13 protein-coding genes and 2 tRNA genes are annotated in these 11,324 nt (G+C 73.2%); 3 read left to right on the forward strand and 12 right to left on the reverse strand.

Annotated features, from left to right (window positions below; translation table 11 throughout):
- The first annotated feature begins 61 nt into the window (after positions 1-61).
- Positions 62-2,122: a Stk1 family PASTA domain-containing Ser/Thr kinase gene (gene pknB / locus CCE02nite_RS11490; RefSeq protein ID WP_141389769.1), complete on the forward strand. Its 2,061-nt coding sequence runs from the start codon at positions 62-64 to the stop codon at positions 2,120-2,122.
- A 145-nt stretch (positions 2,123-2,267) separates the two neighbouring features.
- On the opposite strand, the gene CCE02nite_RS11495 is transcribed toward pknB, so the two are convergent.
- Genes CCE02nite_RS11495 through CCE02nite_RS11510 form a run of 4 tightly spaced genes read right to left on the reverse strand, consistent with a single transcriptional unit; the run spans position 2,268 to position 4,715 of the window.
- Positions 2,268-2,927: an aminodeoxychorismate/anthranilate synthase component II gene (locus CCE02nite_RS11495; RefSeq protein ID WP_141389770.1), complete on the reverse strand. Its 660-nt coding sequence runs from the start codon at positions 2,925-2,927 to the stop codon at positions 2,268-2,270.
- A complete protein-coding gene (locus CCE02nite_RS11500; RefSeq protein ID WP_087470438.1) occupies positions 2,924-3,118 on the reverse strand; it encodes a hypothetical protein in 195 nt (64 codons plus the stop codon). Before CCE02nite_RS11500 ends, CCE02nite_RS11495 begins: the two co-directional genes overlap by 4 nt.
- Positions 3,118-3,897: a class E sortase gene (locus CCE02nite_RS11505; RefSeq protein WP_237841021.1), complete on the reverse strand. Its 780-nt coding sequence runs from the start codon at positions 3,895-3,897 to the stop codon at positions 3,118-3,120. Before CCE02nite_RS11505 ends, CCE02nite_RS11500 begins: the two co-directional genes overlap by 1 nt.
- A complete protein-coding gene (locus tag CCE02nite_RS11510) occupies positions 3,894-4,715 on the reverse strand; it encodes a DUF881 domain-containing protein (RefSeq protein ID WP_255318815.1) in 822 nt (273 codons plus the stop codon). The genes CCE02nite_RS11505 and CCE02nite_RS11510 overlap by 4 nt, the downstream gene beginning before the upstream one ends.
- Positions 4,716-5,036: 321 nt before the next feature.
- Here CCE02nite_RS11510 and CCE02nite_RS11515 point away from each other — a divergent pair, with 321 nt between their 5' ends.
- Entirely contained in the window at positions 5,037-5,288 is a 252-nt protein-coding gene (locus CCE02nite_RS11515; protein WP_141389771.1) for a cell division protein CrgA, read from the forward strand.
- Between the two features lie 132 nt (positions 5,289-5,420).
- Here the strand turns inward: CCE02nite_RS11515 and CCE02nite_RS11520 are convergent, their stop codons facing one another.
- Both CCE02nite_RS11520 and CCE02nite_RS11525 read right to left on the reverse strand, forming a co-directional pair.
- Positions 5,421-6,161 carry a rhomboid family intramembrane serine protease gene (locus CCE02nite_RS11520; protein ID WP_308463695.1) on the reverse strand — a complete coding sequence of 247 codons (741 nt, stop codon included), beginning with the start codon at positions 6,159-6,161 and terminating at the stop codon, positions 5,421-5,423.
- 179 nt (positions 6,162-6,340) lie between these two features.
- Positions 6,341-6,880 carry a peptidylprolyl isomerase gene (locus CCE02nite_RS11525; protein ID WP_141389772.1) on the reverse strand — a complete coding sequence of 180 codons (540 nt, stop codon included), beginning with the start codon at positions 6,878-6,880 and terminating at the stop codon, positions 6,341-6,343.
- Positions 6,881-7,022: 142 nt separating this feature from the next.
- Here CCE02nite_RS11525 and CCE02nite_RS11530 point away from each other — a divergent pair, with 142 nt between their 5' ends.
- Entirely contained in the window at positions 7,023-8,144 is a 1,122-nt protein-coding gene (locus tag CCE02nite_RS11530) for a hypothetical protein (RefSeq protein WP_141389773.1), read from the forward strand.
- A gap of 157 nt (positions 8,145-8,301) precedes the next feature.
- Here CCE02nite_RS11530 and CCE02nite_RS11535 read toward each other — a convergent pair whose 3' ends face one another.
- From CCE02nite_RS11535 to CCE02nite_RS11555, 6 genes are all read right to left on the reverse strand, one after another.
- The gene (locus tag CCE02nite_RS11535; protein ID WP_255318817.1) at positions 8,302-8,907 is read right to left on the reverse strand and encodes a hypothetical protein; all 606 of its coding nucleotides are present in this window, start codon (positions 8,905-8,907) and stop codon (positions 8,302-8,304) included.
- An 84-nt stretch (positions 8,908-8,991) separates the two neighbouring features.
- On the reverse strand, positions 8,992-9,606 hold the full coding sequence (locus CCE02nite_RS11540; protein WP_141389774.1) for a response regulator transcription factor: 615 nt from the start codon (positions 9,604-9,606) through the stop codon (positions 8,992-8,994).
- A complete protein-coding gene (locus CCE02nite_RS11545; RefSeq protein ID WP_141389775.1) occupies positions 9,606-10,760 on the reverse strand; it encodes a sensor histidine kinase in 1,155 nt (384 codons plus the stop codon). The genes CCE02nite_RS11540 and CCE02nite_RS11545 overlap by 1 nt, the downstream gene beginning before the upstream one ends.
- A gap of 157 nt (positions 10,761-10,917) precedes the next feature.
- Positions 10,918-10,993: transfer RNA gene (locus CCE02nite_RS11550), tRNA-Ala, on the reverse strand.
- Positions 10,994-11,031: 38 nt separating this feature from the next.
- Positions 11,032-11,151, reverse strand: coding sequence for a DLW-39 family protein (locus CCE02nite_RS20765; RefSeq protein ID WP_208863433.1), 120 nt, complete (start codon positions 11,149-11,151; stop codon positions 11,032-11,034).
- A gap of 28 nt (positions 11,152-11,179) precedes the next feature.
- Positions 11,180-11,253 (reverse strand) — tRNA-Ile (locus tag CCE02nite_RS11555).
- Positions 11,254-11,324 lie beyond the last annotated feature (71 nt).

Below are 11,324 nucleotides of genomic sequence, written 5' to 3' on the forward strand. Positions count from 1 at the left end.
TGCGCCAGATGTGCCGCGCGCGGACGCGCCCGCGGCTCCGACGACACCGAAGGACGAATGAGTGGTGGACAACGCTCCCCGAGTGCTTGCCGGGCGCTACCAGGTCGGTGAGCTCATCGGCCGTGGTGGCATGGCCGAGGTGCACATCGGGCACGACAACCGCCTCGGTCGCACCGTCGCGATCAAGATCCTGCGGTCCGACCTCGCCCGCGACCCCACCTTCCTCGCGCGCTTCCGCCGCGAGGCCCAGGCGGCGGCGTCCCTCAACCACCCGGCCATCGTCGCGGTGTACGACACGGGCGAGGACGTCCACGCGGACGCCACCGGCAACTCGGTGCACGTCCCGTTCATCGTCATGGAGTACGTCGAGGGCCACACGGTCCGCGACATCCTCCGCGACGGCCAGGCCGTCCCCATCGACGAGGCCGTCGAGATCACCGCGGGCGTGCTCGCGGCGCTCGAGTACTCGCACCACGCCGGCATCGTGCACCGGGACATCAAGCCCGCGAACGTCATGATCACGCCCACGGGCGCCGTCAAGGTCATGGACTTCGGCATCGCCCGCGCCATGGCGGACTCGGCCGCGACGATGACGCAGACCCAGGCCGTCATCGGCACCGCCCAGTACCTCTCGCCGGAGCAGGCGCGCGGCGAGACGGTCGACGCGCGCTCCGACCTGTACTCCACCGGCTGCCTGCTCTACGAGCTGCTCACCGGCCGCCCGCCGTTCATCGGCGACTCGCCCGTCGCGGTGGCCTACCAGCACGTGCGCGAGGCCCCGGCGACGCCGAGCGCCGTCGCGCCCGACGTGCCCGAGGTCCTCGACCGCATCACGCTCAAGGCGCTCGCCAAGGACCGCACGGCCCGGTACTCGAACGCGGCGGAGTTCCGCGCCGACCTCGAGAACGCCGTGCGCGGCGGGGCGATCACGGCCCCCGCGCTCGGGGTCGCCGCAGCCGCGGCCGGCCTCGGAGCCGCCGCCGCGGCCGCCGACCTCCAGCCCACGATGGTGGAGTCCGCCACACAGGTCATGGCCCCCGCGGCCGCCTCCCCGAACCCGTGGGCGACGAGCGTGGCGCCGGCGGTCCCGCCCGGGGACGAGGTGCCGGGGGAGGACGAGGAGGAGCCCAAGAGCCGCAAGGGCCTCATGTGGACCCTCATCGCGATCGGCGTGCTCGCCCTCGCCGCGATCGTCACGATGCTCGTCATCAACGGCCAGGGCGAGGACGAGCCGACGACGGGCACCGTCCCGACGCTCTCGGCCGGCGTGACGCCGGAGGAGGCCGAGCAGAAGATCACCGACGCCGGCTTCGAGTACGCCCAGGCGATCGACCAGGAGTCGACGGAGGCCGAGGGGACGTTCACGAAGACCGATCCCGCGGGCGGCACCGAGGCCGACCTCGGCTCGACCGTCACGGCCTTCTTCTCCGCCGGTCCAGACGCCGTCGTGATCCAGGACGTCAAGGGCAAGTCCCAGGACGAGGCGCGCCAGATCCTCGAAGGACAGGGGCTGACGGTCACGTCGGGCGGCTCCGAGGACTCGAAGGACGTCCCGAAGGACGCGGCGACGCGTACCGAGCCGGCGGCAGGGCAGTCCGTCGCCGGCGGCTCGACCGTCACGCTCTTCGTCTCGTCCGGCCTCGTCGCCCTGCCCGAGCTCGTGGGCGACCAGCGCCAGAGCGCCGAGCAGAAGATCACCGACCTCGGTCTCAAGCCGGTCGTGAACGAGGTGGAGTCCGACGAGCCGGAGGGCCAGGTCGTCGCGCAGCGCCCCAACGCCGGCAGCGTGCCGCAGGGCTCGGAGGTCACCATCGACGTCGCGATCCCGAAGGCGGAGGAGCCGGAGACGACGAACGTCCCGAACAACCTCGTCGGCATGACCTTGGACCAGGCAAGCGACGCGCTCGGAGGTGCGGGGCTCAACCCTGGGACGCAGCAGAACCAGGAGTCCGACCAGTGGCCGGCCGGGGTCGTCATCGGCTCCGACCCCGGGGGCGGCACCGAGGTCGAGGTCGGCACCGAGGTCTCGCTCATCGTGTCGACCGGCCCCGGCCCGTCGACCGGGGGCGACAACGGTGGCGGCGGACCGGGCGGCGGCGGTGGGGGCAACGGCGACGGCTGATCGGCCGCCGTGCCCCGAGCACCCTGACGAACGGGCCCCCACCTCGCGAGGGGGGCCCGTTCGCCGTGCTGGCAGAGGCGGCGGCCGCACCGGTGGCGGCAGGGCAGCGGCCTGCGCCCGGAAGGCGCCGCCGGGTCTGGCCGGGCTACTGCCGGACGAGCGGCGCCATGCCTGCCGAACGCTCGACGGCGCCGTCGAGCCCGCACGCCTCGAGCCAGTTCGCGAGCAGGCGGTGGCCGCCCTCGGTGAGCACGGACTCGGGGTGGAACTGGACGCCGTGCAGGGGCAGGTCCTTGTGCTGGAGGCCCATGATGACGCCGCCGGAGGTCGACGCGGTCACCTCGAGCTCGGCGGGCACGGTGTCGCTCACGACGGCGAGCGAGTGGTAGCGCGTCGCGGTGAACGGGGCGGGGAGCCCGGCCAGGACGCCCTCGCCCTCGTGCTCGACGAGGCTCGTCTTGCCGTGCATGAGCTCGGGCGCGTGCGTGACCGTCGCGCCGTACACCTCGGCGAGCGCCTGGTGACCCAGGCACACGCCGAGCATCGGCGTCCGCGAGGAGGCGCACGCGCGGATGACCTGCTCGCTCTGGCCCGCCTCCTTGGGGGTGCCAGGCCCGGGGGAGACGAGGACGCCGTCGAACACGGTGCCGTCGACGTCGTGGAACCGACCCTCGGCGTCGGGCTCGGGCACGGCGTCGTTGCGCACGACGACGGTCTCCGCGCCGAGCTGGTCGAGGTAGCCGACGATCGTGTAGACGAACGAGTCGTAGTTGTCCACGACGAGGATGCGGGTCTGGTGGGTCATCGCGGGGCCTCCACGGACACTGCGCCGGCGGCGTCGGTCTGGATGTTGGGGTCGTTGAACGGCATGTACTCGGACACGAGCGGGAACAGCCACTCGAAGCACGCGAGCACCACGGCGGCCGCGAGGACGAGCAGGATCAGCACCCGGACCCATGCCGGGCCGGGCAGCACGCGCCACAGCGCCCCGTACATCACGCGCTCCCTTCGGCCGCAGGTGCCGCCTGGCCGACCAGGTCGGGCGGCGTGCCGTCCTCGACGGGCATCCAGTAGTCCAGCTTCGCGTTGACGATGAACCGCGCCACGAGCGAGTTCAGCCCGATCGGGTGGCACGTCGTCAGGGTGAGGTACCGCTCCGTCGGCTCGACGCCGGGCTGCCACGGGACGGGCGCCACGGCCTCCACCTGGTCGGGCTTCACGGCCTGCATGTGGTCCACGCGGTACACGTACCAGACCCCGCCGGCCTCCACGACGATCGGGTCACCGATCTCGAGCTCCTCCACGTCGTGGAAGATCTTGCCGTACGTCTGCCGGTGCCCCGCGAGCGAGAAGTTGCCGATGGCGCCCGGCATGACGGTCTCCGGGTAGTGCCCCGCCTGGCCCTGGTCGAGGATCGAGCGCTTGTCCGTCCCCTCGGCGATCGGCATCATCTTGCCGTCCCAGCGCGGCACGTAGAGCGTTCCCCACACCTCGCCCAGCGCGGGCGCCTCCATGACGGGCGGCTCGTCGCGGCGCACAGCCGTCGCGACGTCCGCGGGGTCCGGCGTGGGCGCGTCCATCTCCTCCAGGACCTGCGCCTGCACGCGGTCGGCCTGCACGTCCGTCCACCACAGCTGCCACACCACGTACAGCCCCAGCAGGATGCCCAGCGTGATGAGCAGCTCCCCGACGACGCCCACGACCGCGGACACCGGACCACGCCCCGAGGCGCGGCGGCCGGCGTGCCGCACCGGCGCGGGAGCGGTGGCCGTCACGACGCCACCGCGCCGGAGGGCCGGGCGTAGCGGAGCTCGAGCGCGCCCTCGTAGCCGGGGAGCTCGAGGTCCGACTTGTCCTCGACCGACCAGCCCAGGTTCACGGCGTCGACGTACTCCTGGTACACCTGCACGCCGGGCGAGCGCTCCAGGGCGTCGCGCAGCGCGTCGGGGTCGCCCACGGCCTCCACGACGTAGGGCGGCGAGTACACGCGGCCGTGCAGCAGGAGGATGTTGCCCGCGCAGCGGAACGCCGACGTCGCGGTGACGCGCTGACCCTGGAGCGTCATCGCCTCCGCGCCGCCGGCCCACAGGGCGTTGACGACGGACTGGATGTCCTGCTGGTGCACGACCAGGTCGTCCGGACGGATCTGCGGCGGGTAGTTGCCCTCCGGGGGTGCGTCGTCGAGCGAGACGGACAGGCCCGTGCCACTGACCGGCGTCGTGCCCGCCGCGACCGCGGTGCGCGACGCGAGGTCGGGGTCGACGCCGGCCGGCACGTCGCCGGTCTGCGACAGTCCCGCGATCTCCTCCGTGAGAGCGTCGACCTGGGCCGAGAGGTCGGCCACGCGGTCCGACTCGCGGTCGACGAGCTGGGCGAGGTTCTCGGGGTGACGCGAGTCGTCGCCCCGGGCGAGGCGGGCGTTCGCCGTGAACATCACGCCGGCGAGCGCGAGGACGAGCGCGACGGTCACGGCGGACCGGACCCTGCGGGAGCGCGGCGGCACAGCAGGTGCGGCCGGCGACGGCGCGGGACCGCCCGCGACCGCCTCGGCGGGCTCGTCGGGCGTCGCGGAGGCGGGGTCGGTGCTGCTCACGCGACCGTCTCCTTCCTGGGCGGACGAGGTCGTCGGCCGTCTCTCCGGGGTGTCACTGCCGTGCGTCTGTCAGGTCGTCGTCACCGCGACAGTGCCGTTGCCCGCGCGCGGTGTCCGTGCCTATTGTGTGCGCCCACTACGCTAGTCGACGAACGTCGTCCACGATCGTGACGGACCCGTGCTCCTACGGAGCCTCGCGGCGCGTCGACGACCTTCGCCCGAGCCATGCACGGTTCCTGCACGACGACGGCAGGCGTCCGCTCCCGCGGTGCGTCCCGACGCCGCCCGCAGCGGACCCCACCAGGACAGGAGCCCACCCTCGTGCCCGAGTCGAAGTCGCGCAAGAAGCCCAAGCCGCAGCGTCCGCCGAGCGTGCCCAAGCCCGAGTCGGGCAACCCGCGCTGGCTCGTGCCCACGATGCTCGGGCTCATGCTGCTCGGGCTGGCGTGGATCGTGCTGTTCTACCTCAGCGGGTCCGCGCAGCTCCCGATCCCGGCGCTCGGCGCCTGGAACCTCGGCGTGGGCTTCGCGTTCATCATCGCGGGCTTCGCGCTCACCACACGCTGGAAGTAGGCGGTCCGACGGCGGCCGCGCGCCTCGCGGCGCGCGGCGCGCCGAGCGACCCGTGGGGCAGGGAATGACACCGGCGTAGTTCCACACCTGTGAGTAACCCTGGGGATAACTCTCCCGGGCGATCGTCCGGGATCAGCCGACGAGAGTCCCGACCTGGGCTGCCGAGGCATAGGTCAGCCACGCTGCCGCGACGAGCGCGACCGCGACGGCCGCCGTCGCGCCCACGGACACCAGGGTGCGGCGTTCCTTCGGCGCGTACGCGTACGCGGCCCCGAGGGCGAGGCCGACGACGAGCCCACCGAGGTGCGCCTGCCACGCGATGCCGGTGAAGAAGAGACCGATCGCGAAGTTGATGCCGATGAGCACGACGATCTGCATCGCGTTACGACCGGTGCGCCGCAGCACGAGCAGGATGGCCCCGAAGAGCCCGAACACGGCGCCCGAGGCACCGACCACGGGCTGGTACCACCCCTCCGACGCCGGACCGCCCGCGAGGACGAGGTAGCCGACCGAGCCGCCGACCGCCGACAACAGGTAGAGCGCGACGAAGTGCCAGCGGCCGAGCATCTGCTCGAGGAACGGCCCCGTGACCCACAGCGCGTACATGTTGAAGAGGATGTGGACGGGGCTCGTGGAGTGCAGGAACGCCGACGTGAGGAAGCGGTACGGCTCGTCCTCGCCGATGACCGGTGCGAACCACCACAGCCGCGTCCACTCGCCGCCGGTGACGAGCTGGAGGATCCAGCTCACGACGCACAGACCGATGATCGTGAACGTCACGACCGGCGGGCCGCCGCGGACCGTGCCGCCGAGCGCGCTGCGCTGCGTCGGCGCCTGCCGGGCCGCCTCGCGCACGCAGTCGACGCACTGCACGCCGACCGCGGCCGGGCGCTGGCACTCCGGGCACGCGGGGCGACCGCAGCGCTGGCAGCGTACGTACGACACCCGGTCCGGGTGCCGCGGGCACACGGGCGGGACGGCAGGACCGTCGTGCGGTCCGGCCGTCCCGTACGCGGGCGGGCCGGGGGGCCCGGGAGGTGTGGTCGAGATGGTCAGTCCTCGATGGTGACCGACGTGATGACGATGTCCTCCTGGGGACGGTCGCCGGGACGCGTCGGCGTGGCGTTGATCGCGTCGACGACCGCGCGGGACTCGTCGTCCGCGACCTCGCCGAAGATCGTGTGCTTGCCGTTGAGCCACGGGGTCGGCACCGTCGAGACGAAGAACTGCGACCCGTTGGTGCCCTCGGCCTCGCCCGTGACCGGGTTGCGGCGCACGCCCGCGTTCGCCATCGCCAGGAGGTAGGGGCGGTCGAACTGGAGCTCGGGGTGGATCTCGTCGTTGAACGTGTAGCCGGGACCGCCCGTCCCGGTGCCCAGCGGGCAGCCGCCCTGGATCATGAAGTCCTGGATCACGCGGTGGAAGATCAGGCCGTCGTAGAACGGCTCGGTGCGCTCTGCGCCGGTGCGGGGGTCGGACCACGTCGTGGTGCCCTTCGCGAGCCCGACGAAGTTCGCCACCGTCTTCGGGGCGTGGTTCGGCAGGAGCTCGATCCGGATGTCACCTGCGGTCGTGTGGAGGGTTGCGAACATGGGCACCATCCTCCCACGAGACCCGCGCGCGACCCGTCCGACGCGATGTCTCGCGGGTCGGGCACGGTGGTGGCAGAGTGGTCGGAAACGCCCATCGCATCCGCCCTTTCGTCCCGTCGGACGACGACCCCGGGGAGCACGCATGACCCGTTCTCGCTCAGCGAGCGACTCCGTCAAGGACACGCTCGAGTCGATCGACACCGAGAAGCTCAAGGACCAGGCCGCACAGGCCGCCGCGACCGCGCAGAATGCCGCCAGCCAGCTCGCCGACCAGGCGAAGGACGCAGCGGTGCAGGCCAAGGAGTGGGGGACGCCCAAGGTCGAGGCGTTCCTCGAATGGCTCCAGCCGCGCGTCGAGAAGGCGTGGCAGGACAGCATCCAGGCCGCCGCGCCGCGCGTCGAGAAGGCCGCGGGCAAGGCCGCGCCCGCCATCGACACCGCGCACGACAAGCTCGTCGACGACGTGCTGCCGAAGATCGTCGCGAGCTTCAACGCCGCTGCCGCCAGCGCCGCCGACTCCGCCCAGCGCGCGGCGGACAACGCGGCCGAGGCGACCGCCGCGGCAACCGCCGCCGCGGCGGCGGCGACCGGCCGGAAGGGGCGCAAGCTCGCCAAGCAGGCGCAGAAGGCAGCCGCCGAGGCCGCGAAGCAGGCGCAGAAGGCCGCGGGCAAGGCGGGCAAGAAGGCCTCGAAGCACGCGGACAAGGCGGCGGAGAAGGCCGCGGCCAAGCTCGCCGCGGCGGCCGACAAGGCAGCGGCGAAGGCCGCGGAGGCCGACGCCTCGAAGGGCAAGGGCCGCACCCTCTGGTGGATCGCCGGCGGCGTCACCGCCGCGGGCGTCGGCTACGTCCTCTACCGCCGTGCCCAGCCCACGACCGACCCCTGGGCCGAGCCGTGGGAGCAGGAGGAGCAGCAGGTCCATTTCGACGACGTGGTCGGCGACGCCCGGCACGCCGTCGCGGACGCTGCCGAGTCGCTGGGCGAGGCCGCGGGCGTCGCCGTGGCGAAGGGCCGCGAGGCGACCGACAAGCTCGCCGAGCGCGCCGCGGAGGTCCGCGACGACGTCAGCGACCGCGTCAGCGACGCCAAGGACGCTGCCAAGAAGGCCACCAGCCGCGCGCGCAGCACGACCCGCAGCACGGCCTCGTCCGCCAAGGACGCCGCCGCGGACGCGAAGGACGACCTCGGCGACGCCGGCAAGAAGGCGCGCGAGGCGGCCGAGGCCGCAGCGGAGGACGCCGCCAAGAAGGCCGACGACGTCTGACCTCTCAGGACGGCGCGCCGAGAGCGCGCACGCGAAGGGCCCCACCGCGCGGTGGGGCCCTTCGTCGTTCCGCTGACGGCCCGGCGGCCGGGCCGCCGACCAGGTTGCCGGACCGGACGACGAGCGCGCCGTCGGTGCGCTTCGTGACGTCTCGCCGCTACGCCGGTGCGACCGCGGCGAGCCACAGCATCGCGGCGCCGAGGCCGAGGTCGAGCACGAAGCACGCCTCCGCGAGGGAGCGCGGCACGACCCGGTCCCTGACGACGTGGACGAGGTCCCACGCGGCGTGCCCGACGGCGGCCAGCGCCGCGAGGTAGAGAGCGGGGACGGGGCCCACCATCATGGCCGTGAGCGCGAGGGCGCTGAAGCCCAGGAACCCCAGGACCTGGATGCCCAGCTCGCGGCGGTCGACGTCGGCACCCCGGAGGAGGCCGAGCACCGCGAACGCCGCCCCCAGGACGAGCACCGCCACGGTGGGGTCGAGCCCCGTCACGCGCGCGAGCATGACGGTGACGACCGCGCCCCCGACCACGATCCAGCCGCTGCGCCGCGGACCGATCGCGCTGGTCGCGAGGTAGCACGCCGAGGCGATGACGATGATCATCGCGGTCACGTGCGCGTCGGCGCCGTTCGTGACGTTGAGGAGAAGAGCGAGCAGTCCGACGACGGACGGCCAGCGCTCCAGCAGATGGCGGCCCGCACCGTGGTCGCGGTGCGTGCCGGCGTGCTGTGCGGGATCGAGACGAGGCTGCTGTGTGTCCATGGTCGTGAGTCTGGGCCGGGGCCTCGCCCGACGGACCCGTGAATCCCGCACGGGACGCCCGTGCGCATGCTCACCGAGTGCTCGTCAGACCCAGCCGTTCTCGCGGGCGATGCGGTACGCCTGGGACCTGTTGTCCGCCCCGAGCTTGCGGCTGACCGACGCCAGGTAGTTGCGCACCGTCGCCGGCGAGAGGAACAGCTCTCGAGCCACGTCGCGGACGGCACGGTCCTGCTGCGCGGCCGCCAGCACGGCGGTCTCCCGGACGGTCAGCGGCGACGGGGCCACGGTCAGAGCGTCCGCGGCCAGGACGGGATCGACGTAGCGCTGCCCCTCGTGGACCCGCCGGACGACGTCCGCCAGCGCCGTGCCCGGCGCCCCCTTCGCGAGGAACCCCCGCGCCCCCGAGGCGAGCGCCTCGCGCAGCACGCGCGGGTGGCCGTGTCCGGTGAGGATCACGCCCGCGCATCCCGGGAGCGCCCGCGCCAGCTCCCCGATGACGCCGAGCCCGTCCACCCCCGGCATGTGCAGGTCGACGACGGCGACGTCGGGCGCGTGGAGCAGTGCTCGATCGATCGCCTCGCGGCCGTCGCGAGCGGTGGCGACGACGTCCACGTCCGGCTCCCGCTCCAGGAGCCCGACCAGGGCCTCCCGGATCAGCTCGTCGTCCTCGGCGAGGAGCACCCGGATCCGTTCGCTCATCACACCCTCCCCGACGGCGTCGAGTGTCTCACCCGCACCACGAAGCGGTCGTCGCCGTCCGGGCCCGCGACGAGCTCCGCACCGACGGCACCGGCCCGTGCCGCGAGGGCTGCCAGACCGGTCCCGCCGGCCGGGTCGGGCGCCGCTGCGGTGCGGACCCCGTCGTTCTCCACGCTCAGCGTCGTCACCGGCCCCTGCACCACGACGCGGATCGACGCAGTGCGGGCGTCGCTGTGCCGCAGGACGTTCGTGACGGCCTCTCGGACGACCGTCGCGAAGAGCCCGGCGAGCGTCGGCGGCACGGTCGAGAGCGTCTGCGGATCGACGACGACCGTCGGCGTGACCCCTGCCGAGCGGAGCACCAGGTCCGCCGATCGCAGCTGTGACGGGAGATCCGTGACGGCCTCTCCGTGGATGGTGCGCCGGGCCTCTCGGAGCGCGCCGGCCGCGAGGTCGCGGATGCTCCGGCTCTCGCCCGCGGCCGCCGCGGGGTCTCGCGCGGCCAGGTCGGCGGCGCGCTCGGCCTTGAGCGCGATCACGGCGAGGCGTCGTCCGAGCACGTCGTGCAGCTCTCGGCCGACGCGCAACCGTTCCTCGGCCACCGCGAGGCGTGCCTGCGCCTCCCGTCCGTCCTGCGCGGACCACCACAGCCGGTGCAACCACACCAACGCCTGGCACATCGCCCAGACGGTGAGGGCGACGCCGAAGGTCGTGACGACGCCGGGGAGGGGCGCGCCGTCGAAGACGGCGCCGCCTGCCGCGGCAGCACCACCCAGGACGACGGCCGCCACGACGCCGATGCGCCAGCCGGCCAGGCCGGAGGCGGCGACGACGAATCCCGCGAGCCACGCCCAGGGCTCGTCACCCGGCTCGGCCCACGAGAACGTCGGGGCCCAGAGCGCCAGGGTGAGCGCGATCAGCCCGGCGACCTTCCACCTCCGCGACGCCCGGTCCGGGGCGGGAGCGACGGCGTCGAGAAGGACGAGCAGCAGCGCGAGGCCGAGGAGGACCAGGAGGCCGACGAAGGCCGCCGTGCCCAGAGGCGTCGGTGGCTCGGTGGACGACATCGCAATGATCGGCGCCCACGCGAAGCTGGCCAGGAGGAAGCCCAGCACGATCCAGCGCGGAGTCCGTCGAGGCTGCGCCTGGGTCACGTCCTCGCCCCCCTCCCCACCTCCACCGGCGGAGTAGGAGCGAGCGTAGCCGCACGCTCGACGCGGCACCCTCGCGCGCCGCGCTCGGGAGAGCTCCGGGCGGCCGTCCTCGGACAGCACGAAGGACCCCCGACGGCAGACGTCGGAGGCCCTTCGGTGGTGGAGCCAGGGGGACTCGAACCCCCAACCCCCTGCTTGCAAAGCAGGTGCGCTACCAATTGCGCCATGGCCCCGGGTGACGCGGCCGGGGCCGGTCAGGAGTGAGACGTGCTCACTCGAAGGTGTCGGTGACCTCTGCCCAGAGGTCACGCTCGGCGTTGTCCTCCGTGTACTTGCGCCACAGGAGATATCCGGCGCCGGCGGCGAGGAGCAGGACGAGAAGCTTCTTCATGACGTTCCCCCTCGAGTGGGTTCGGCAGTGGGCCTAAGAGGACTTGAACCTCTGACCTCTTCCTTATCAGGGAAGCGCTCTAACCGTCTGAGCTATAGGCCCGTACGCGCCCTCGCCGGACAGCCCCGGGGGGGCCGCTCCGCTCGCAGGCAGCGATTGAGGTTACCCCACCG

Origin of the sequence: Cellulosimicrobium cellulans (genome assembly GCF_006539945.1) — a bacterium.
Lineage (GTDB): Bacteria > Actinomycetota > Actinomycetes > Actinomycetales > Cellulomonadaceae > Cellulosimicrobium > Cellulosimicrobium cellulans.

Excerpts from the sequence above, each read along its gene's own strand:
- CCE02nite_RS11500 (WP_087470438.1), bottom strand. The coding sequence starts at position 3,118 with ATGTACGGGGCGCTGTGGCGCGTGCTGCCCGGCCCGGCATGGGTCCGG.
- CCE02nite_RS11530 (WP_141389773.1), top strand. The coding sequence starts at position 7,023 with ATGACCCGTTCTCGCTCAGCGAGCGACTCCGTCAAGGACACGCTCGAG.
- CCE02nite_RS11525 (WP_141389772.1), bottom strand. The coding sequence starts at position 6,880 with ATGTTCGCAACCCTCCACACGACCGCAGGTGACATCCGGATCGAGCTC.
- CCE02nite_RS20765 (WP_208863433.1), bottom strand. The coding sequence starts at position 11,151 with ATGAAGAAGCTTCTCGTCCTGCTCCTCGCCGCCGGCGCCGGATATCTC.
- CCE02nite_RS11535 (WP_255318817.1), bottom strand. The coding sequence starts at position 8,907 with ATGGACACACAGCAGCCTCGTCTCGATCCCGCACAGCACGCCGGCACG.
- CCE02nite_RS11540 (WP_141389774.1), bottom strand. The coding sequence starts at position 9,606 with ATGAGCGAACGGATCCGGGTGCTCCTCGCCGAGGACGACGAGCTGATC.
- CCE02nite_RS11495 (WP_141389770.1), bottom strand. The coding sequence starts at position 2,927 with ATGACCCACCAGACCCGCATCCTCGTCGTGGACAACTACGACTCGTTC.